Source organism: Enterobacter sp. CPE_E1241, from assembly GCF_045618265.1.
GTDB lineage: Bacteria > Pseudomonadota > Gammaproteobacteria > Enterobacterales > Enterobacteriaceae > Enterobacter > Enterobacter adelaidei.
On the sequence record NZ_JBIWYV010000001.1, the window covers coordinates 2353543 to 2375152 of the forward strand.

Consider the following 21610-nt stretch of genomic DNA (forward strand, 5'->3'; position numbering starts at 1 on the left):
AGAGCAGGAATATCATGCCTGTTATTTCATGGTGTTATTATTCAAAAGTTCAAATTATCGCAAAGAGAATGTCAAATATTGTCGGAATGAAATACAGCCAGGAAACATCTTAAAAATCATCTGATATATTGCAAACCGCCATTTTTGGTACATAACTGGACAGTTACTTTAAAGATTATTCCTATATAATAGCGAGTCTATGGCTAAGGAATGGGTCCTGATTAATGAAAAAAATGATAACGTTTGGGATTGTAGCGGCTGCTGTTGTGGCTGCTGCTGGGTTTCACTACGCTGGTGACAACGAACCGGAATATATTAAGTCCGCACAAACACGTGTTGGTTCATATTTAACCAGCGATTATGGCCGTGTTGCCTGCAATAGCACCAAAGTGAACGATCAACATTGGGAATTAGACTGCACCAATCAGTTGCGGGGAAAAACATTTCAGTTTGCCGTGTATCCTTCTGATAAAGCGCCTTATAGCGTCGCGCGTTCGTTTTATCTGGAAGCAATGAATGATGACGCAAAATTGAGCGCTGAACAGGGGCTGATGCGTTATTTGCAAATCAATATCAAAGCGGGTTAATAGGGCTGTTTACCTCTCGTTAAGATAAAAGGTGTTAGGTTGTAATGGATCCGCTGCCCGGCCATGGAGTGTCGGGACGTAGAGCATAAAATACAAATCTATCCATGCAAGCATTTACCGCCAGATAATGGCGGTTTTTTTTTACATGTCGTTACGATGTTTGCCGCGGTTTATGATTTCAGCCGATAGTGCGACTGTACCAGACCTGAAGGGAAGCTGTGGCTTGATACCAGTGTCAAATCAATATCCTGGTGCAGGCTTCCGAACAAAGACTTTCCTGAACCAAGCAGAACAGGGACGGTCGTGATAACCATATCCGCGACCAGCCCTTCGCGCAGGAACGACTGTATCACCTGTCCGCCATCGAGATAGACGCGATGGACGTTCTGCGCCGCCAGGTCATCGAGCACCTCTGTTGGTGTGCGATGAGAGAACTGTACTTTGCCCTTCAGGGCCTCCGGCACGGGAGTATTCGCCAGCTGTCGGGAGAGTACCAGCACGGGCCGGTCATAAGGCCATGTGTCAAAGGACAATACCTTCTCATAGCTCCCTCGTCCCATTACGATCCACTCTTTGTCCGCGATGAACGCTTCATAGCCATGATCTTCTGTCGGGTCATCGCGCTGCAAAAGCCAGTCGATATCGTCATTCTCTCGGGCGATATAGCCATCAAGACTGACCGCGATAAAAACGTGTGTGGTGATCATCAGGTGCTCCGTATTTCAACACAACCAAAAGAGTGATGCCTCAGCGGGCAGAACCTGGACCTGAAAATTGCTTGCGATACTGTGCCGGGGAAAGTGCAAACTGCTGGCGAAAATGATGGCGCAACGTCGATGCCTGACCAAATCCAGTTTGTTCTGCAATACTGTCGATACTTAAACGGCTGCTTTCAAGATAATCTTTTGCCCGCAACAGGCGTTCATTGATCAACCAACGCGCTGGGGTCATTCCTGTCGCTGCCTCGAAGCGACGAAGGAAAGTGCGCTGGCTCATGCCCACCCGACGCGCCAGCGAATCGACGCTATGAGGCTCGACAAGATGATTGTGGAGGAAATCAAAAAGCTGGCCCAGGCGCTGGCTTTCCCGCAACTGCGCGACCGGGCGACTCAGCTGTTGCGGTTGTGAGCCATCCCTGTGAGGGGGAATGACCAGCCGACGCGCAACGCTATTGGCCGTTTCCATTCCATAATCCCGCCGTACAACGTGCAGGCAGAGATCAATTCCTGCCGCACTGCCTGCGGAGGTAAGAATATCTCCCTCATCCTGATAGAGCACATCCTCGACCACCTGGATGTCAGGGTAACGGGCTTTAAGCGCGTCAAGATAGCGCCAGTGCGTCGTGGCTTTACGTCCGTTCAGCAACCCCGATGCCGCCAGCACAAAGACCCCCGAACAGATGGACAGCAACTGGCAGCCTCGCGCGCTGGCCTGGCGTAATGCCTCACAAAGTGTGTCCGGGACTGGTGAATCCAGGCCTCTCCAGCCAGGAATCACGATCAGATCGGCAGATTCAAGCAGGCTTAAATCGCCGTCGGTTATTATACGGATCCCACCGGTTGCCCGAAGTTCACCGCTATCAATACCCGCCACCGCAAAACGATACCATTCGTCCCCCAGTTCAGGACGCGGTAGACCAAAGATCTCCACCGCCACGCCAAACTCAAAGGTACACAGACCGTCATACGCCAGTACAACCACCAGCGGCCGCGTTATCTGTCTTAAGTTTGTCATCTTTTTGCTGTTTTCTGGCATACGCGCGGGCATTCACGGGCTGAATTTGTGGATAGAGTAGTGTTAACACAAACGCCAAAGATGAGGAAGTATCATGAGTTATGTTACTGAATTTCCGGCTGCGGAACCGCAGGAAGCTGTCACCCATTTTCTACGCCGCCTGAGCGTCGAAACCGACTGTGCTGATGTGCATCATGCCATCGTCAACCAGGAGCAAGATTTTGTGCTGCTGCACGTAGTGGGGAGTCCGGAGCAGTTTGCGCGCCGTCATGTGCCTGGCGCATTGCACCTGCCGCGTAGCCAGATTACTCCTGAGCGCATGGCGCAATGGCCTGAAGGCACGCTTTTCGTTGTCTACTGCGCAGGGCCGCACTGTAACGGCGCGGACAGAGCGGCGCTCAAGCTGGCACGACTCGGGCTGCCGGTCAAAATCATGCTCGGGGGGATCACCGGCTGGGAAGATGAAAAGTTCGCCTTTGCCAGCAGCGAAACCGCTACCACGCTGTGAAGATGAATTTTATTCAACACCCGTGAAATTTTCTCGTTTGCCGGAATATGACAGATATGACATCTTTTTTGGATATTTAGACATCCAGAAGTCTAAATATTCAAGTAATGAATTATCACTTCTGGCAATTATCGCCGGCAGACTGAGGAGAATTCCATGCAACGACAACACGCCCCGTATCGCGCCGATGTAGTAGGCAGTTTTTTACGTCCGGACACCATCAAACAGGCCCGCCTGAAATTTGCCAGCGGCGAAATTGATGCCGGAGAACTTCGCGCGGTGGAGGATGAGGCGATCCGCCATGTTGTCGAGCAGCAGTGCGCATGTGGGCTCCATGTGGTCACCGACGGAGAGTTTCGCCGCGCCTGGTGGCATTTCGATTTCTTCGACGGTCTGCAGGGCGTTGAGCGTTACGATTCACAGCAGGGTATTCAATTTAACGGGGTACAAACCAAAGCCCATGGCGTGCGCGTCATCGGCAAGCTGGGCTTTGGCGAGCATCCGATGCTGGAAGATTTTCGTTATCTGAAAAGCATCAGCGGCAACGCTCAGCCGAAGATGACCATTCCCAGCCCGAGCGTGCTCCATTTCCGCGGAGGCCGTAAAGACATTGATGCGACGGTTTACCCGGATCTGAATGACTATTTTGACGACCTGGCGACCACCTGGCGTGATGCCATCCGCGCATTCTACGATGCAGGCTGCCGTTATCTGCAGCTGGATGACACCGTCTGGGCGTATCTCTGTTCTGACGATCAGCGCCGTCAGATCCGCGAACGCGGCGATGATGCCGATGAACTGGCGCGTATCTATGCCCGCGTGCTAAACAAGGCGCTGGAAGGGAAACCGGACGATCTGACCATCGGGCTGCACGTCTGTCGCGGGAATTTCCGTTCAACCTGGATTTCCGAAGGCGGCTACGAGCCGGTGGCGGAAGTGCTGTTTGGCACGGTCAATGTTGATGCCTTCTTCCTTGAGTATGACAACGACCGCAGCGGTGATTTTGCACCCCTGCGCTTTGTTCGCCCGGGCAAGCAGCAGGTGGTGCTGGGCCTTATCACCACTAAAAACGGCGAACTTGAAAACCCGGAAGGGGTAAAGGCACGTCTGGAGGAGGCGGCAAAATACGTGGCGAAAGCGCAAATTTGCCTCAGCCCACAGTGTGGTTTTGCCTCCACGGAAGAGGGCAACACGCTAAGTGAAAACCAGCAGTGGGATAAAGTGCGTCTGGTGACGCAGATCGCCAGCGAAGTCTGGTAAACCCTTTGTTCCCGGCGCTGCATTATTAAAGTGCAGCGCTGTGCCATTCTGAGTCGTTCTCTTTACATCCTGCTTTCACTTTCCCTGCAATCGCGCTTTTTCCATTCTGGCATCCTTTTTGCTCCTGCTTAGCTGGCACATTTTTATCCGCGTCCACGCCGTAACGGACGTCTTCGCACAGCGTTCTTTTTCAGGAGTGAAAATATGCACCGTCGTACCTTATTGAAAGCCTTCGCGTTGTCAGCTTCTGTTGTTGCTATGGGAATGAGTTTTGGCGTGCAAGCGGCCGATACCATCAAAGTGGGCATCATGCATTCTTTGTCCGGCACGATGGCTATCTCCGAGACCCCGCTGAAAGATGTTGCGCTGATGACGATTGATGAGATCAACGCCAAAGGGGGCGTACTGGGTAAAAAGCTGGAACCGGTAGTGGTTGACCCGGCGTCGAACTGGCCGCTGTTTGCTGAGAAAGCTCGCCAGCTGTTAAGCCAGGATAAAGTCGCGGTCGTGTTCGGTTGCTGGACATCGGTGTCGCGTAAATCGGTTCTGCCGGTGTTTGAAGAACTGAACGGCCTGCTGTTCTACCCGGTGCAATATGAAGGCGAGGAGATGTCACCGAACGTCTTCTATACCGGCGCGGCACCGAACCAGCAGGCGATCCCGGCGGTGGAATACCTGATGAGTGAAGACGGCGGTGGGGCAAAACGCTTCTTCCTGTTAGGTACCGATTACGTTTACCCCCGTACGACCAACAAGATCCTGCGTGCCTTCCTGCATTCGAAAGGTGTCGAGGATAAGGATATCGAAGAGGTTTACACCCCGTTTGGTCACAGCGACTACCAGACTATTGTTGCCAACATTAAGAAATTCTCCGCAGGCGGTAAAACCGCCGTGGTATCGACCATCAACGGAGACTCCAACGTACCGTTCTACAAAGAGCTGGCCAACCAGGGTCTGAAAGCGACCGACGTGCCGGTAGTGGCATTCTCCGTGGGTGAAGAAGAGCTGCGCGGGATAGACACCAAACCGCTGGTCGGCAACCTGGCTGCGTGGAACTACTTTGAGTCTGTGGATAACCCGACCAACCAGGCGTTCGTGGCGGATTACAAAGCGTATGCGAAAGCGCACAAACTGCCGAATGCCGACACCGTGGTCACGAATGACCCGATGGAAGCCACCTACGTGGGCATCCATATGTGGGCACAGGCGGTGGAAAAAGCCGGTTCTACCGATGTAGATAAAGTGCGCGCGGCGATGGCAGGCCAGTCATTTAAAGCCCCTTCAGGTTTTACGCTCACCATGGATGCCACCAACCATCACCTGCATAAGCCGGTCATGATCGGTGAAATTGAAGGGAACGGTCAGTTTAACGTGGTGTGGCAGACTGAACAGCCGGTACGTGCCCAGCCGTGGAGCCCCTTCATTGCCGGGAATGACAAAAAGCCCGATCAGCCGATGAAAACCGCCAGCAACTGAGCCATTACCGCAGGGAGATAATCCATGAACGTCATGCGCACGATCGTCGCTATTGTGTGGCTTGCCGGTCTGCTGCCAGGGATGGCGCAGGCATCGGATGCCGATCGTTTTGTTGCCGCCAGTCGCAGCCAGCAGGCTGAGCTGCTGACGCAGTGGGCCGCAGCGCCGGATGCCGCAAGGTTGCCGCTGCTTCAGGCACTGCAAGATGAAAACCTCTACACCGACAGCCAAAAGCACGCGTTTGTGCAACGTAATGGCGACATCATGCCGCTGGGGGAAACCAAAACTGCAGAGGGGCCAACCAAAGCCGTGCGTCTGACCAACCGGCTACGGGTGCTTGCCGCAACAGCCATTGCTACACATCAGCTTGTGAGTGACAGTGTCACTGAAAGACGTGCTGCGGCTCGCCAGCTTCAGCGTGACGCTCAGCCCGGCATGCTCGGTTTCCTGCAAACGCGGGTTGTGAGTGAAACCGATGATGTGGCGCGCCAGGCGCTGCTGCTGGCGGTGGCGAATCTTCAGCTGGCAAGTCCGCAGGCAGAGGTGCGCCGCAAGGCAGTCGAGCTGTTAGGTCAGTCCGACGATCCGGATGTGCAGTCAAAGCTAACACCGTTTGCGCAGGTGCAGACCGAGCCTGATGCTGGCGTTCGCGCTGCCGCAGAAGAGAGCCTTAGCCAGATTAAGCATCGCCTGATGTGGGGCGATCTGCTGGGACAGGCGTTTATGGGACTCTCTCTGGGATCGGTGCTGCTGCTGGCCGCGCTGGGTCTTGCTATCACCTACGGTTTGCTGGGGGTCATTAATATGGCGCACGGCGAGATGCTGATGCTCGGGGCGTACGCTACATGGATGGTGCAGCAGGTGATGGCCGGGCTTGCGCCCCAGTGGCTGGCGCTCTATCCGATTATCGCGTTGCCGGTGGCGTTCTGCCTGACGGCGGGCATCGGGATGGTGCTGGAGCGTACCGTGATCCGTCACCTGTACGGTCGTCCGCTGGAAACGCTGCTGGCAACCTGGGGCATCAGCCTGATGCTCATCCAGCTGGTGCGCATGACCTTTGGCGCACAGAATCTGGAGGTGGCAAACCCGGCATGGTTGTCTGGCGGCGTGCAGGTCTTTGCTAACCTGACGTTGCCGTGGAACCGCATAGTGGTGCTGGGATTCGTGCTGCTGGTGCTGTTCTTCACCTGGCTGATTCTGAATAAAACCCGTCTGGGGCTTAACGTGCGTGCGGTGACACAAAACCGCAGCATGGCTGCCTGTTGTGGGGTGCCGACGGGGCGTGTCGATATGCTGGCTTTCGGGCTTGGCTCAGGCATTGCCGGGTTAGGCGGCGTGGCGTTATCTCAGCTTGGGAACGTCGGGCCAGAGCTGGGTCAGGGCTATATCATCGACTCTTTCCTCGTGGTCGTTCTCGGTGGCGTAGGCCAGCTGGCAGGCAGCGTGGCCGCAGCCTTTGGTCTTGGGATCTTTAATAAAATCCTTGAGCCGCAGATGGGGGCGGTACTGGGCAAGATTCTGATTCTGGTGGCGATCATTCTGTTTATTCAGAAACGACCGCAGGGGTTGTTTGCACTGAAAGGGAGGGTTATTGACTGATGAGCCAGCCACTCACCTTAACGCTGGCGCGTAAAGCGCCACGAACCATTCAGATTGTCGGCAGCCTGCTGGTGGCGTGTCTGCTGATATTACCGTTTTTTGCCTTACTCCCTGCCACGCATCCGCTGGCGTTATCAACCTGGATGCTGACGCTTATCGGTAAGATCCTCTGCTACGCCATCGTTGCGGTGGCGCTGGATCTGGTGTGGGGCTATGCCGGAATGTTGTCCCTTGGGCACGGCATTTTCTTCGCGCTGGGTGGCTATGCGATGGGCATGTACCTGATGCGCCAGGCCGCAGGTGACGGCTTGCCCGCGTTTATGTCGTTTCTCTCCTGGACCGAAATGCCGTGGTTCTGGTGGGGAACCCAGTACTTTGCCTGGACGCTGGTGCTGATTGTCATGGTGCCTGGCCTGCTGGCGCTGGTGTTTGGCTGGTTTGCCTTCCGCTCGAAGATCAAAGGGGTCTACTTCTCGATTATGACCCAGGCGCTGACCTATGCGGGGATGTTGCTGTTCTTTCGCAACGAAACCGGTTTTGGCGGTAATAACGGCTTTACCGGTTTCACCACGTTGCTGGGGTTTTCGGTGACGGAAACGACCACGCGTATTGCGCTGTTTCTGGCGACCGTATTGTTGCTGCTCCTGGCGTTAGGCACCGGATTTGCACTGGCGAAGAGCAAGTTTGGCCGTATTTTGACTGCCGTACGGGATGCCGAAAACCGCCTGACGTTTTGCGGGTACGATCCTCGCGGGTTCAAGCTGCTGGTGTGGACACTTTCTGCAGTGCTGTGTGGCCTTGCAGGGGCACTCTACGTTCCGCAGGTGGGCATTATCAACCCAGGAGAGATGTCGCCGACAAACTCGATAGAAGCGGCAATCTGGGTAGCGCTGGGCGGACGTGGCACGTTGGTGGGGCCGGTGATAGGCGCTGCGCTGGTGAATGGGGCAAAGAGTGTTTTCACGGTCGCGATGCCGGAATACTGGCAACTGTTTCTCGGGATGATTTTTATCGCCGTGACCCTGTTTTTACCACGCGGCGTTTACGGTCTGTTTCGTAAGGGAGAGAAGTAATGCAGCCAGCTGAAGGATTATTCACCCGCCAGTTACCTGGCGATCGCTACCGTGAGCAGACTGACCCTGTGCTGCAACTGGAAAAGATCAACGTTAACTTTGATGGATTTCAGGCATTGACGGATCTCACATTGAACATCGGCGTGGGCGAGTTGCGCTGCGTGATTGGTCCCAATGGTGCAGGTAAAACCACGCTGATGGATGTCATCACTGGCAAAACACGGCCGAAAAGCGGCAAAGCGATTTATGACCAGTCTATTGACCTGACGCTGCTTGAGCCCGCCGCCATTGCCCGTCAGGGGATTGGCCGAAAATTCCAGAAACCGACGGTATTTGAAGCGCTAACGGTGTGGGAAAACCTTGAGATTGCCATGAAAACCGATAAATCCGTGTGGGCGAGCCTGCGGGCAAAACTCAACGGGGAACAACGTGACCGGATTGATGAAATGCTGGTTTTGCTGCGTCTGAGTAGTGAACGTGACCGCCTGGCCGGGCTACTTTCGCACGGGCAAAAACAGTTCCTCGAGATCGGCATGCTGTTGGTCCAGGATCCGCATCTGTTGTTGCTGGATGAGCCGGCGGCCGGGATGACCGATGCGGAAACCGAATATACCGCTGAGTTGTTCAAAACGCTGGCGGGCAAGCATTCTCTGATGGTGGTGGAGCACGATATGGGCTTTGTAGAAACCATTGCCGATCACGTGACGGTACTGCACCAGGGGCGCGTGCTGGCGGAGGGATCGCTTCGCGAGGTGCAGGCCAATGAGCAGGTGATTGAAGTCTATCTGGGACGCTAAGGAGCGGTGATGTTACAGGTTAACGAACTGAATCAATATTATGGCGGCAGCCATATTCTGCGCGGCGTGAGCTTTGAAGCCATCACTGGCGAAGTCACCTGCCTGCTGGGGCGTAACGGCGTCGGGAAAACTACGCTGCTGAAGTGCCTTATGGGTCTGATCCCGGCGAAAACCGGGGAGGTGATTTGGCAGGGCAAAAAAATCACCCATAGCAAGCCGCACCAGCGGGTGCAGTCTGGCGTGGCGTATGTCCCGCAGGGGCGTGAAATTTTCCCTCGCTTAACCGTTGAAGAAAATTTGCTGCTGGGCCTGTCACGGTTTTCTGCCCGCGATGCAAAGCAGGTTCCGGAAGAGATCTGGCAGTTGTTCCCGGTGCTTAAAGAGATGAAACAGCGTCGCGGGGGCGATCTCTCCGGAGGACAACAGCAACAGCTGGCGATTGGTCGAGCGCTGGCAAGCCGCCCGCAATTGTTGATCCTCGATGAACCCACCGAAGGTATACAGCCGTCTGTCATAAAAGAGATAGGTCAGGTGATCCGCACCCTGGCGGATCGGGGGGATATGGCGATCCTGCTGGTCGAGCAGTTTTATGATTTTGCTGCCGGGCTGGCCGACAGCTATCTGCTGATGTCGCGCGGCACCATCATTCAGCGCGGACGAGGTGAAAACATGGAGCAGGAGGGCGTTCGCGGCCTGGTTGCGATTTGAAATGTTATAATATAACATTCGCATTCTTATCAAACGGAATGAGGATGTTATGTTGGCTGCACATATTGGAAAATTTGCCATGACTCTGGGGGCGCTGCTGGTCAGCGGCCAGCTGTTTGCTCACTCGCACGGACATCAGATGACCGAAGCGGAACAGAAGGCGGCGAACGGCGTGTTTGAGGATAAAGACGTGAAGGACAGAGCGCTGTCTGACTGGGACGGTACCTGGCAGTCGGTCTATCCGTTCCTGCTCGATGGTTCGCTGGATCCGGTCTTTAAGCAGAAAGCGCAGAAGGATAAAAGCAAATCCTTCGATGAGGTGAAAGCCTACTACCGCACGGGATATGCGACGGACGTGGATGCCATCGGCATTGAAAATAACGTTATGGAATTTCATAAAGGTAAAGAGGTTAGCCGCTGTCATTATGATTACAGCGGCTACAAAATCCTGACCTACGCGTCAGGTAAGAAAGGCGTTCGCTATCTGTTTGAGTGCAAGGACACCAGCAGCAAGGCGCCGAAATTCGTGCAGTTCAGCGACCATACCATCGGACCGAAGGCCTCTTCGCACTTCCATATTTTCATGGGCAACACCTCCCACGAGGCGCTGCTGAAAGAGATGGATAATTGGCCGACCTACTACCCGAACGAGATGTACAAAGAGCAGGTGGTGGAGGAAATGTTACACCATTGATGCTTTACGGCCGGGTAGCGGCAATGCCTTACCCGGCCTACACGTGTTACGCTACGTTGGGTGACTCGCACCATGCCTTCACGCTCATCCCGCGCAAGATCATCAGCCAGGCAATCACAATGGCGACCATCATAATCACAAATAACGACCAGTGCGGCAGGTTGGTCAGGATAATACCGGTGATCATCGGGTTTGCCGCTGCGCCGAGCCAGCCCAGCGCCTGCGCGGAGAAATAGCTCGCTTTCATTCCTGGTGGAGCGATATTGTCGATCAACATGTATTCACCCGGTGCATAGATGATTTCGCCGAGCGTAAAGATGGCGGCAGCAATACCCCAGTAAATCAGGTTTTCTCCGGAGAGCATGAAGCCGCCGAGTCCCATAATAAAAAACAGGGTCGCGAGGGACATCAGCGGGCGAATATTGCTGGCAGAGATCTTGCGGCCCAGGGCATATTGCAGCGTCACCACCACGGCGGCGTTGACGGGCAGCACCACGGCGACCACTTTTTCAGCGAAATCACTGTCTGCATGTGCAGCCAGAACGTATTGCGAAATACAGCTCGCGAACGACCCGCCCACGTAGGACGCCAGCAGGCCAGAGAGCGTGTACCAGAACAGCGCGCGGTCTTTCAGCAATACTGACGGCTGCCAGGGCATTTTCTCCTCGGTGGTATCCAGTGCGACGCTTTTTTGCACGAAGAAATGGATAAATCCGAGCGGCAGTGCGGCACAGAAGGCGGCCAGCCAGAACGGCAGCTGCAGGCTGTACATCACCAGCAGGGTGCCAATGGGCGGCCCGATCGTCCAGCCAATATTCAGGAAGCTGTAGTTCAGCGAGAAGACACGCGCTTTCTGACTTGCGGTGAGCACGTCGGAGAACCAGGCCTTCAGCACCGTCGAAAAGACGGAATAGGCGCAGTTGATCAGCGCAAAGAACAGCACCACCAGCGTGACGTTATCGACCAACGGGATCGCGACAAATCCGGCAATAAAAGCCACGATCGCGATCAGCATGTAGCGTTTTTTATCAAACTTATCGGCAAGAATGCCAAACCCCAGGCTGAACACCACGCCGATAGTCAGCGCAATCGTCAGGGCATAACCAATATTCTCGACGCTCATGCTATAGACGCGCGTGAGATAAATGGTCATAAACGGCAGCGTTGCCCCCCGACCGATTGTTAACAACAATGACGATGCCAGCAGCGCTGCGGTTGAGCGCCTGAGAGATGGTTTCATATTCCTGCCCGACAATTGCTTATGCTTTTTATGTTGTGTTCTAAAAGGAGTATCACGACATAAGGGGCTTGTATAGCACCCAATTTATCCGTAAGTGCTTCGCCTGACTGCCAGAATTAATGATCTTCTCGCAGCGTGCTTTTTTCTGTTACCTTGAAGTGTTAACAAATAATTAATAATTCAGGGGCAGGGTATGACGCGTAAAGACGGGCTGCTGGCGTTGCTGGTGGTCGTAGTATGGGGGCTCAATTTTGTGGTCATCAAGCTGGGGTTGCACAACATGCCCCCGCTGATGCTGGCCGGTTTACGTTTCATGCTGGTGGCGTTCCCGGCGCTTTTTTTCGTCGCCCGTCCTAAAATCCCGTTGAAACTGCTGCTGGGCTATGGCCTGACCATCAGCTTTGGCCAGTTCGCTTTTCTCTTCTGTGCCATCAAGTTCGGAATGCCGGCCGGTCTTGCCTCGCTGGTGTTACAGGCGCAGGCGTTCTTTACCATTATCCTCGGCGCGTTTGTGTTTGGTGAGCGCCTGCAGGGCAAACAGCTGGCGGGGATCACGCTCGCGGTGTTTGGCGTGCTGGTACTGATTGAGGCCAGTCTGAACGGTCAGGATGTGGCGTTGCTCGGCTTTATGCTGACGCTGGCGGCGGGGCTGAGCTGGGCCTGCGGGAATATCTTCAACAAATTGATCATGCAGCATGAGGCGCGCCCGGCTGTTATGTCGCTGGTGGTCTGGAGTGCGCTGATCCCGATAATCCCGTTTCTGGCGGCGTCGTTTATTCTGGATGGTCCGGATGTGATGCTGAACAGCCTGGTTGAAATCGATCTCACCACGATTTTGTCGCTACTCTACCTGGCGTTTGTCGCCACTATTATCGGCTATGGGATCTGGGGGTCACTGCTTGGCAAGTATGAAACCTGGCGCGTCGCACCGCTGTCGCTGCTGGTTCCGGTGGTGGGGCTTGCCAGTGCGGCACTCTTACTGAATGAAACGCTGAGCGCGCTGCAGCTGCTTGGCGCTGTGCTGATCATGGCCGGGTTGTATATTAATGTCTTTGGTTTGCGCGTGCGTCGGGCGACGCGGGTCAGTGGAAAGGCATAAAAAAGCCCCGCATCTGCGGGGCAAAACGAATCAGAGGCCGTGCTAATTGTAATAAGGCACGCCTAATTCGTCGGACTTGTCGCTACCTGCACCCATGTGGTTGAAATCGTAGGGTGACCGGTCATGTGCTGACGGCAAAATCATCGTATCAGGATTATTTTGCTGCGTTGCACGAGGGGTTTGCTCCGCGAAGGTCTGGCTGGAGAACAGCACCAGCAAGGCGAGGGCGGCGGAGGCGATAGCTTTCATGATTTCCTCGGTTACGTCTTTAAAGGCGATGATTAACTACAATGTTTTAACGGATACAGGTATCGGGATTCGCCTGGCACGCTGGTAATTCGGTACTTATGAGGCGGCACGTCAAAGTAGTTCTTGAACGTACGCGTCAGGGTTTGTTGCGATTCAAATCCGTAACGCTCCGCCAGATAAAGGATCGGCTCATTGCTTTCTTTCAGTTTCTGGGCAATTTCTGTCAGCTTGCGGCTGCGAATATATTGACCTAATGAATGGCCGGTCTCTTTTTTGAACATCCGTTGCAGGTGCCATTTGGAGTAACCTGAACGCTCGGACACTTTTTCAAGGGAGAGCGGCGATTCCAGGTTATCTTCGATCCAGTCCAAAATGCTATGAATGGTAATAGCGTCAGTATTGCGTCTGGACATCGTCATACCTCTTATTCTGATTACGGCAGTATTTTCTTAAGCAAAAGCTCAAGGGTTGCCACTTCATCTGCCGTTAAGTTTTTTGTGAGTTCCTGATGTAATTTTTGTCCTACTAATTGATGACATTGTTCGCACATCGCTGCGCCATCCTCGGTGAGTTTCACCAGTACGCCGCGTTTGTCATTCGGGTTAGGGCTTCGTTCTATCCATCCTTTGCAGACGAGACGATCCAGCATGCGGGTTAGCGCACCCAGATCGACAGAGAGCACCTTTTTCAGCTCAACCGGCGTGATACACATTTCGCAGCGAATGGAACACAGCACTTTGAACTGTGTTGCGGTGATATCCAGCGGTGACAGGTAGTCATTGAGCAGGCGATCTTTTTTCTGATTGACCATATGAATAAGACGACCCAGTGGAATAATGTCGTTAAAGAGATCACTGGTGCTTTTCACAATGGTTGCCCTGGCAAGTAGTTTAGTCACGGCAGATATTATTGCTCAGGCAAGTATAAGTCAACTGAATGAATTAACCGATGCCACGAATTGCTAAAACGTTTCATGTACGTTTTTTGAGGTCTTTCAAATCAAATAGATAACCGGGAGTAATTGTTCACGGAGGAAAATAATCGTTACGTTGAGCAGATGGCTGAACGTCACACTTTCCCCCTATAATTGCTGTGTTAAATATGAATAAGGACAACAACGCACTATGTTGGATTTGATTAAAGCAATTGGTCTTGGGCTGGTGGTATTGCTGCCGTTGGCCAACCCGTTAACGACGGTTGCGCTCTTCCTCGGGCTCGCGGGGAACATGAACAGCGCCGAGCGTAATCATCAGTCGATGATGGCCTCCGTGTATGTATTCGCCATCATGATGGTGGCTTACTACGCCGGACAACTGGTGATGAACACCTTCGGGATTTCTATCCCTGGCCTGCGTATCGCCGGGGGGCTGATTGTGGCCTTTATCGGTTTCCGTATGCTGTTCCCGGCACAAAAAGCGCATGAGTCACCGGAAGCGACCAGTAAATCGGAAGAGCTGGAAACCGAACCGAGTGCGAATATCGCCTTTGTACCAATTGCCATGCCGAGCACGGCGGGGCCGGGTACCATCGCGATGATCATCAGTTCCGCATCCACGGTGCGTGACAGCGCAACCTTCCCGGACTGGGTACTGACGGTTGCGCCACCGCTGATCTTTGCGATTATAGGGATTATCGTGTGGGTGTCACTGCGCAGTTCTGGCGCCATTATGCGCTGGGTAGGCAAGGGCGGTATCGAGGCTATTTCCCGTCTGATGGGCTTCTTACTGGTCTGTATGGGCGTGCAGTTTATTATTAACGGCGTGCTGGAGATTATTAAAACTTACCATTAATTTCATTGCCGGGTGGCGGCTTCGCCTCACCCGGCACAAACAAACGTCACCCGTGCTGCCTGTGTTCTTCAAGCGCCACCGGCCATTTACGGAAGATCAGCACTGACCAGATCAGCGCTACCAGCGCAGGGATGGCTCCCAGATAGCCGATCGCCGACATCGACACATGCAGGCTAATTTGATTTCCCACCAGCGCGCCCGCGCCAATGCCCAGATTAAAAATCCCCGAGAACAGTGACATGGCGACGTCCGTCGCATCGGGTGCCAGGGCCAGGACTTTCACCTGCATGCCCAGACCAATAATCATGATCGCCACTCCCCAGAACAGGCTGAGGATCGCCAGATGGTTTTCACTTCCCGCCGCGGGCATCAGTAACAGCAGGCAGGCCAGCAGCAGGCCAATGGCACTACTCACCAGAGTGGAGGCATGCTGGTTACCCAGCTTACCAAACAGAATGCTGCCAATAATTCCCGCTCCACCAAGGATCAACAGTAATACCGTGGCAAAGTTGGCGCTAAAGCCCGCCACAACCTGTACAAACGGCTCAATGTAGCTATACGCCGTGTAATGCGCCGTCACCACAATGACGGTAAGCAGGTAGATACTCAGTAACGCCGGGCGACGCATCAGCAGCGGCAGGCTTTTCAGCGAGCCAGAATGTTCGCTTGGCAGCGTCGGCAGCAGTTTGATCAGGCAAACCAGCGTGATCAGTGCCCCCATGCCGATAGCGAAGAAGGTGGTACGCCAGCCGAAATATTGCCCTACGATGCGGCCAATAGGCAGACCCAATACCATCGCCAGCGCCGTACCGGTGGCAATCAGGCTCAGCGCCTGGGCTCGTTTACCGGCCGGTGCCAGCCGTATAGCCAGAGACGCAGTAATTGACCAGAACACCGCGTGGGCAAAGGCAATACCGACGCGGCTAATGACCAGCACGGTAAAGCTCCACGCCATAAACGACAAAACGTGACTGGCAATAAACAACGCAAACAGACCGATTAACAGCTTACGCCGCTCCATCTGGCTGGTCATGAGCATAAACGGCAGGGACATCAGCGCCACCACCCAGGCGTAGATGGTCAACATAATGCCCACCTGCGCCGTTTCCATCTGGAAACTTTCCGCGATATCAGACAACAGCCCAACCGGAACAAATTCTGTGGTGTTAAAAATAAATGCGGCAATAGCCAGCGTGACCACCCGTAGCCACGCAACTCTGCGGGAAACTGTGTTCGTTGTCATAGGGATGTCGGAGATTCGTTGCTGAAAAGAAGAGAGGTCGATCTTAAAACGTTAAATGGTGAAAACTCAATCATTATGTGATGCAGATCTCAATATTTACCTTATGAAAGCGGTAGCCGGGAACGTCGTTTTCATTGAATATAAAAGAACAACATAATAAAAACAGGCGGTAAGACAATGCAGGAGATTGATTTTTATCTGGTTGATGCCTTCAGTGACAAAACCTTTGGCGGCAATCCGGCAGCGGTTTGCCCGTTGAAGACATGGTTACCCGATGAGACCTTGCTGAGAATGGCGCAAGAGCATAATCAGTCGGAGACGGCTTTTTTCGTCTGCAGTAAAGGGGGGATTGAGCTACGCTGGTTTACCACCCTTACGGAAGTGAATCTCTGCGGTCACGCCACGCTGGCGGCGGCGTATGTCCTGTTTACCGAACTGGATTATCCCGACTCGCGGATCCACTTTGATACCGCATCTGGCCGCCTGACGGTAAGCCGTGAAGGTGACTGGATGACACTGGATTTCCCGGCATGCCCAACTCATGAAGAGACGCCCCCGCCGGAGATGCTCTCGGCCCTGGGGATCAGCCACTACGCTGAAGCCCGTAAAGGCCGGGCCTGGCTCATCGTCCTGGACGATCGCCAGCAGGTCGAAGCGCTCGCGCCAGACATCTCCGCGATGACGCCAGGCGAACATAAAGTGACGGTAACGGCACGGGGAGACGGTGAATATGATTTTGTCAGCCGCTTCTTCTCGCCGGGGGTGTCCGTCCCGGAAGATCCGGTTACCGGCTCTGCACATACGATGCTCATTCCTTACTGGAGTGAAAAACTGCGTAAAACGACGATGCTTGCTCGTCAGGTTTCCGCACGAGGCGGCGATATACGCTGCGAACTGAAAGGCTCGCGCGTGCTGATGGGCGGACAGGCCACACTTTATCTGAAAGGCACAGTTTTTCTGCGCTAAATAGCCATAACAAGAGAGGAAGAGACAATGCAGGAAATTGATTTTTATCTGGTGGATGCCTTCAGCGACAAAACCTTCGGCGGCAACGCCGCAGCGGTATGTCCTCTGGAAGAGTGGCTGCCTGACGAGATGCTGCTCAAAATGGCGCAGCAGCATAACCAGTCTGAAACCGCCTTTTTCGTGCGCACCGACGGCGGGTTTGAGCTGCGCTGGTTCACCACGCTGGATGAAATTAACCTCTGCGGCCATGCCACGCTTGCCGCATCACACGTCATTTTTGAATACCTTGATTATCCGCATACCGAAATCACCTTCACCACGCGCTTTGTCGGCGAGCTGACCGTCAAACGCAGCGGCGACTGGCTGACGCTGAACTTCCCCGCGTGGACGACAGAAGTCGTGGAAAACCCACCCGAAGTGCTGCTTAGCGCGCTGGGCATCCCAGAGGCGAAAGAGGTGCGCGTCGGACGCGATTACATGGTGGTGCTGGAGAGCCAGCAACAGGTGGAAGCGTTAACGCCGGATATTGGGGCGATGCTTCCGCTGGATAAAATGGTCTGCGTGACGGCGCCGGGAGAGCAGTATGACTTCGTCAGCCGCTTCTTCTGCCCGGGGGAAGGGGTACCAGAAGATCCGGTCACCGGGTCTGCCCACAGCATGCTGATCCCGTACTGGAGCGAAAAGCTGGGTAAAACGTCACTGAACGCCCGCCAGGTATCGTACCGTGGCGGGGACCTGCGCTGCGAGCTGAAGGGCGACCGCGTGCTGATTGGTGGCCAGGCGACCCTGTATCTGAAAGGGCGCATCTTCCTGCGCTAGCCGAGTGAGGCGCCGCCGCATATCACCATCTCCTGGCCGGTGATGGCGGCGGCGTCGTCGCTAAGCAAGAAACTCACCAGTCCCGCCACCTCCTCTGGCGAGATTAAACGCCCGATTGGCGGACATTTGGGGGGCGAGGTTTCCCGCCCCGGCGCGCTGAGCATCGGCGTATGGGTGGCGCCCGGCGCGACCACGTTAGCGGTGATCCCGCGCGGGGCCAGCTCCGCCGCCCAGCTTCTGACCATTCCCACCATCGCCGCCTTGGTGGCAACATACTGCGATCGTCCTGCTGCCCCGCGGGAGGTTCTGCTGCCTATCGCCACCAGCCGTCCACGCGGGGCCATTGCGGGGGCAAAATGGTTAAACAACGCCTCACAGGCCATGACGTGGAGCTGCCACAGGGACTCGCTAACGCGGCTTTCCAGCTGGCCCAGCGGCGCGGCGGCCATCATCCCGGCGGCATGGATCACCGCCCGAGGCGTAGCGATGGTGTGCATGGCGCGGCTCAGGGCGTCCGGGTCGGTGATATCCACCTGAAGGCAGGTGAAGCCGGGGGTATACGGCATCACGGCCCGTCGGCTCAGCCCGGTGACCTGCCAGTCCTCCGCCAGTAAACGCTTAACGATGGCCTCCCCAATTCCGGAGCTGGCTCCGGTAACGACGGCGTGGCGCATGTCATACCTCCAGCATCGCGCGCGGAATTTTAAACACCGCTTTGCGCACGGTCATCGGTGCCTCTGCGGCGCACAGCGCCTGGTGAGGTTCACCGGGACAAAACACTGCAAAGTCGCCCGCGGCCAGGCGGATCCTGACGCTGTGCCCGGCGGATGAAGCAATAAAGAGATCCGGCTTACGCTCTTCGTCACCCGGCCTGCCTGCGGGAAGCGCGCCAGCGTATATGTATTCTTCACCGGCTAACACGATTTGGATATCCGCCCACTGATGATGATACTCCGTGTGCCGCTCGGCGCGCGGCTGGGTTTTCGCCGGGCCGACGTGACAAAACCATGGCGCATCGTCTGGCTGCCAGCGCCCGTCATTGCGTTCGCTGAGCGCCTTAAGCGTGCAGTCCGGGCGCGAAAGCAGGGCGTACAGCGCCGGCGGGAGCCCTGCCAGCGGCAGGGCGTTGAGATGTCCGATAATCATACTGACTCCTTGACCCATTCTGGCGTCACCCGCACGTATTTGATGGCCTGACGGAAGTACGTATACGCGATATGCAGATCCCCTTCAGGACCCTGCTTGATGCTGGGATAGGAGAATTCGCGGTTGAGCTTTTCCAGAGAGTTGTTGGTCATACAGTAGCCATCCCCCTCGTCCAGATGACGTTGCCACGGCCAGCTTTGACCACCGTCCGGCGAAATGGCGACGGTCATCGGCGCGCGCGGTGCACCCCAGAAGGCAGCCCGACCGTGGGTGACAACCGGCTCTTTGCGCCCGTCGCCATCGTCTATTTCATCGTATAGTGAGGCCCGACGTTCCCGCGCGCCGGCGGCGCTCATGGGGTTAAACACCAGCGCCAGCTCACCGCTCGCAAGCGTGGTCACCTGGATAGACGAGTTGTTATTGGGTAGCTCCGTGGGCTCCGGTACGGACCAGCTTTCACCGTTATCGGTTGATTGGCTGTAATAAATATTGTCCGCCCAGCGGCTGCGGAACAGGGCGACCAGCGTGCCGTTGAGAAGCGGAGTGATGTTCATATGCACGCAGCCCAGGCTGTCCGGCACCTCGACGTCGCGCCACGTTTTGCCACCGTCTTCGGAGATTTTTACCGCGCTTATGTCGTCATTGCCGACCCATTTCTCACCTGGCCGCGTGCGGCAGTAAAACACCGGCAGCAGCCAGCTGCCGTTGTCCAGCACGGCAATCGGCTGGCGGATAAACGTGCCCGGTTTATCGAGCAGGGTGGCGATATCTCCCCAGGTTTTACCCAGATCTCGGGACTGGCGATAGCGCACGATGGCTGTGTCCTGATTCCCGGAAACCTGCGCGGTCCACAGCAGCCACAGCATGTTGTCCGGGGCCAGGAACAGAACCGGGTTTTGTTCGGAACGCGTGGCATCGTCCGACAGTTTTACCGCATCGCTCCACTGCTTGCTGCCCTGCGCCAGGCGTGACCCCCATACGGAGATATCCGCAATGCCTTCCTGGGTACCGCCAAACCAGACGCACATCAGCGAGCCGTCCGGCAGCGGCAGCAGGTTCGCCGCGTGGTTTTGTGGGCAAGAGGAAGGCAGCATGGCGGCCTTCACGTGAGCGTCCTGTTGCGGGCGAAGAATCCCGTCGCGAGTTACGGTTACAGACATATCAGACTCCATTATTTTGAGCGGGGGTTGGCGCTTTACCCTGCGCTTTTCCCGGAATGAGGCGGTCGATCGCCATGATGACGGCTGGGGTTATCAGGGCGATATACATATTGTTGATGCCGAAAGGATCGCCCAGCAGATACCAGACCGAGGTCACGACGCAGGCGCCAATCAGGCCCGCATTGGCCCCGCGGGTGCTGCGGAAGAACGGGGCGTAAAACGCGATGACGGCCACCACGGAAATCGACAGGCGAATGGCGCGGGTAAAGAACGAGAGCTTCAGCACTTCAGGCACCAGCAGCACAAAAATCAGCGGCAGGAAGCCAATCAACAGGGAGATCCAGCGGGTGGCCTTAAACTCCTGCTCGGGCGTCGGGTTGCGCATCGGCACGTAAAAGTCTTTGACCACCAGGGAGGCGATGGCCAGCGCAACGGTACTGACGCTGACGAAGATGGACGCCACCAGAGAGGTGGTTACCAGGCCGGCCAGCCACGGGTTCATATCCTGCAGGAAAATCGGCATCGCATAGAGGCTGTCGATCTCAGGGTGCAGGTATTTTGCCGCCACGCCAATCACCGCGATGGCCAGCGCGATCGGCAGGCAGAAGAAGAAGGCAACCCAGGTAGAGCGTTTGGCTGATTTCACGTCTTTGGTGGAGGAAATCGCCTGAATGACAAACTGGGTACAGAAGATGGAGCCGATGGTGCCAATCAGCCACGCGAAAATGGTCGACGCGCCGATGTTGCCATCCCAAGTCCAGTAGAAGTCCGGCATGTTTTCAATCATCGGCGTAAAACCGCCGGTTTTCGACAGCGCAAAGCCCATGATGGCGAGGATGCCGAAGTATTTCAGCGCGCTGTGCAGCACCGTAACCCAGGCCACGCCCTTCATGCCGCCAAAGGCGAAATAGAAGGTGCTGACAATGGCCGTAATAAAGGCGGCCACCGGGAGGTTGACTTTCAGTACCGTGGAAATGGCCGCCGCGCCGCTGACGTAGTTCCCCACGTTAACCAGCAGCAGGGCGTAGATCATGATGATGGAGATAATGTTTTTGGTGCTGTTACCGTATTTTTCAGCAATCGCACCCGAGATGGTGATTTTCCCGGTGTTGTAGATGCGCTTCACCAGCAACAGGCCAAAGAGCGGGAAGCCAATCGCGGCCCCGATAACGGACCATGACGCGGCAAACCCGTCTTCAAACGCCGCCTGCGCGGTACCGATGGTGGATTTAGCGCCGATATACTCGGACATCAGCAGGATCCCGACGATAAACGCCGGCATCGCGCGGGAGCCTTCCATAAAGTCGCCGGAGTTTTTACTGCGGATCCGAAAGGTCAGCCAGGTGGTGAACAGGATGTAGGCAATGACTATGCCCACAATGATCAGGGTATCTTCAGCGGTAAAATTATTCATCTTTGCCTCTCTTCAGGGCGAGTGAATCCTGGGCACCTCAGGCACCCG

The 21610-nt window shown here is 55.3% G+C and carries 24 protein-coding genes; 13 read left to right on the forward strand and 11 right to left on the reverse strand.

The features are described 5' to 3' along the window. The first annotated feature begins 224 nt into the window (after positions 1-224). Positions 225-587 carry a hypothetical protein gene (locus tag ACJ9Y9_RS11425; RefSeq protein WP_028017443.1) on the forward strand — a complete coding sequence of 121 codons (363 nt, stop codon included), beginning with the start codon at positions 225-227 and terminating at the stop codon, positions 585-587. 170 nt (positions 588-757) lie between these two features. On the opposite strand, the gene ACJ9Y9_RS11430 is transcribed toward ACJ9Y9_RS11425, so the two are convergent. Continuing rightward, positions 758-1294 carry a dihydrofolate reductase family protein gene (locus tag ACJ9Y9_RS11430; RefSeq protein WP_028017442.1) on the reverse strand — a complete coding sequence of 179 codons (537 nt, stop codon included), beginning with the start codon at positions 1292-1294 and terminating at the stop codon, positions 758-760. Between the two features lie 40 nt (positions 1295-1334). Beyond that, on the reverse strand, positions 1335-2342 hold the full coding sequence (gene ftrA, locus ACJ9Y9_RS11435) for a transcriptional regulator FtrA (RefSeq protein ID WP_028017441.1): 1008 nt from the start codon (positions 2340-2342) through the stop codon (positions 1335-1337). 73 nt (positions 2343-2415) lie between these two features. Between ftrA and ACJ9Y9_RS11440 the strand changes: the two genes are divergently transcribed. From ACJ9Y9_RS11440 to zinT, 8 genes are all read left to right on the forward strand, one after another. After that, positions 2416-2829, forward strand: coding sequence for a rhodanese-like domain-containing protein (locus tag ACJ9Y9_RS11440; RefSeq protein ID WP_028017440.1), 414 nt, complete (start codon positions 2416-2418; stop codon positions 2827-2829). Positions 2830-2985: 156 nt separating this feature from the next. After that, positions 2986-4089, forward strand: a complete 1104-nt coding sequence (locus tag ACJ9Y9_RS11445) for a cobalamin-independent methionine synthase II family protein (protein WP_028017439.1) — start codon at positions 2986-2988, stop codon at positions 4087-4089. A 204-nt stretch (positions 4090-4293) separates the two neighbouring features. Further along, entirely contained in the window at positions 4294-5565 is a 1272-nt protein-coding gene (urtA, locus tag ACJ9Y9_RS11450; RefSeq protein ID WP_028017438.1) for an urea ABC transporter substrate-binding protein, read from the forward strand. Between the two features lie 24 nt (positions 5566-5589). Further along, positions 5590-7164 carry an urea ABC transporter permease subunit UrtB gene (gene urtB / locus ACJ9Y9_RS11455; protein WP_028017437.1) on the forward strand — a complete coding sequence of 525 codons (1575 nt, stop codon included), beginning with the start codon at positions 5590-5592 and terminating at the stop codon, positions 7162-7164. Beyond that, positions 7164-8237: an urea ABC transporter permease subunit UrtC gene (gene urtC, locus ACJ9Y9_RS11460; protein WP_028017436.1), complete on the forward strand. Its 1074-nt coding sequence runs from the start codon at positions 7164-7166 to the stop codon at positions 8235-8237. Before urtB ends, urtC begins: the two co-directional genes overlap by 1 nt. Continuing rightward, positions 8237-9034, forward strand: a complete 798-nt coding sequence (gene urtD, locus ACJ9Y9_RS11465; protein ID WP_028017435.1) for an urea ABC transporter ATP-binding protein UrtD — start codon at positions 8237-8239, stop codon at positions 9032-9034. Before urtC ends, urtD begins: the two co-directional genes overlap by 1 nt. A gap of 9 nt (positions 9035-9043) precedes the next feature. Further along, positions 9044-9742: an urea ABC transporter ATP-binding subunit UrtE gene (gene urtE / locus ACJ9Y9_RS11470; protein ID WP_028017434.1), complete on the forward strand. Its 699-nt coding sequence runs from the start codon at positions 9044-9046 to the stop codon at positions 9740-9742. Between the two features lie 52 nt (positions 9743-9794). Next, complete coding sequence (zinT, locus tag ACJ9Y9_RS11475) at positions 9795-10436, forward strand: metal-binding protein ZinT (RefSeq protein WP_028017433.1); 642 nt, start codon at positions 9795-9797, stop codon at positions 10434-10436. 46 nt (positions 10437-10482) lie between these two features. Here the strand turns inward: zinT and ydeE are convergent, their stop codons facing one another. Then, positions 10483-11676, reverse strand: a complete 1194-nt coding sequence (gene ydeE / locus ACJ9Y9_RS11480; RefSeq protein WP_028017432.1) for an efflux MFS transporter YdeE — start codon at positions 11674-11676, stop codon at positions 10483-10485. A gap of 193 nt (positions 11677-11869) precedes the next feature. On the opposite strand from ydeE, the gene eamA reads away from it, so the two are divergent. Beyond that, on the forward strand, positions 11870-12775 hold the full coding sequence (gene eamA, locus ACJ9Y9_RS11485) for an O-acetylserine/cysteine exporter (protein WP_028017431.1): 906 nt from the start codon (positions 11870-11872) through the stop codon (positions 12773-12775). A 42-nt stretch (positions 12776-12817) separates the two neighbouring features. Here eamA and marB read toward each other — a convergent pair whose 3' ends face one another. The 3 genes from marB to marR are packed head-to-tail and all read right to left on the reverse strand — an operon-like array spanning position 12818 to position 13892. Then, a complete protein-coding gene (gene marB / locus ACJ9Y9_RS11490) occupies positions 12818-13024 on the reverse strand; it encodes a multiple antibiotic resistance protein MarB (RefSeq protein WP_028017430.1) in 207 nt (68 codons plus the stop codon). 32 nt (positions 13025-13056) lie between these two features. After that, complete coding sequence (gene marA, locus ACJ9Y9_RS11495; RefSeq protein WP_008502237.1) at positions 13057-13437, reverse strand: MDR efflux pump AcrAB transcriptional activator MarA; 381 nt, start codon at positions 13435-13437, stop codon at positions 13057-13059. Between the two features lie 20 nt (positions 13438-13457). Further along, a complete protein-coding gene (gene marR / locus ACJ9Y9_RS11500) occupies positions 13458-13892 on the reverse strand; it encodes a multiple antibiotic resistance transcriptional regulator MarR (protein ID WP_028017429.1) in 435 nt (144 codons plus the stop codon). Between the two features lie 256 nt (positions 13893-14148). Between marR and ACJ9Y9_RS11505 the strand changes: the two genes are divergently transcribed. Further along, complete coding sequence (locus ACJ9Y9_RS11505) at positions 14149-14814, forward strand: MarC family NAAT transporter (RefSeq protein WP_028017428.1); 666 nt, start codon at positions 14149-14151, stop codon at positions 14812-14814. Positions 14815-14860: 46 nt separating this feature from the next. Here the strand turns inward: ACJ9Y9_RS11505 and ACJ9Y9_RS11510 are convergent, their stop codons facing one another. Next, on the reverse strand, positions 14861-16057 hold the full coding sequence (locus ACJ9Y9_RS11510) for a sugar transporter (RefSeq protein WP_128347735.1): 1197 nt from the start codon (positions 16055-16057) through the stop codon (positions 14861-14863). A 177-nt stretch (positions 16058-16234) separates the two neighbouring features. On the opposite strand from ACJ9Y9_RS11510, the gene ACJ9Y9_RS11515 reads away from it, so the two are divergent. Next, complete coding sequence (locus ACJ9Y9_RS11515) at positions 16235-17023, forward strand: PhzF family phenazine biosynthesis protein (protein ID WP_028017426.1); 789 nt, start codon at positions 16235-16237, stop codon at positions 17021-17023. A gap of 27 nt (positions 17024-17050) precedes the next feature. After that, a complete protein-coding gene (locus ACJ9Y9_RS11520; protein ID WP_028017425.1) occupies positions 17051-17842 on the forward strand; it encodes a PhzF family phenazine biosynthesis protein in 792 nt (263 codons plus the stop codon). Here the strand turns inward: ACJ9Y9_RS11520 and ACJ9Y9_RS11525 are convergent. Genes ACJ9Y9_RS11525 through ACJ9Y9_RS11540 form a run of 4 tightly spaced genes read right to left on the reverse strand, consistent with a single transcriptional unit; the run spans position 17839 to position 21562 of the window. Continuing rightward, a complete protein-coding gene (locus ACJ9Y9_RS11525) occupies positions 17839-18516 on the reverse strand; it encodes an SDR family NAD(P)-dependent oxidoreductase (protein ID WP_028017424.1) in 678 nt (225 codons plus the stop codon). The genes ACJ9Y9_RS11520 and ACJ9Y9_RS11525 overlap by 4 nt on opposite strands. A gap of 1 nt (position 18517) precedes the next feature. Next, positions 18518-18988 (reverse strand): YhcH/YjgK/YiaL family protein, encoded by a 471-nt coding sequence (locus ACJ9Y9_RS11530; protein ID WP_028017423.1) that lies wholly within the window; start codon positions 18986-18988, stop codon positions 18518-18520. Next, the gene (locus ACJ9Y9_RS11535; protein WP_028017422.1) at positions 18985-20148 is read right to left on the reverse strand and encodes an exo-alpha-sialidase; all 1164 of its coding nucleotides are present in this window, start codon (positions 20146-20148) and stop codon (positions 18985-18987) included. Before ACJ9Y9_RS11535 ends, ACJ9Y9_RS11530 begins: the two co-directional genes overlap by 4 nt. A 1-nt stretch (position 20149) precedes the next feature. Further along, on the reverse strand, positions 20150-21562 hold the full coding sequence (locus ACJ9Y9_RS11540; RefSeq protein ID WP_028017421.1) for a sodium:solute symporter family protein: 1413 nt from the start codon (positions 21560-21562) through the stop codon (positions 20150-20152). Between the last annotated feature and the right edge of the window lie 48 nt (positions 21563-21610).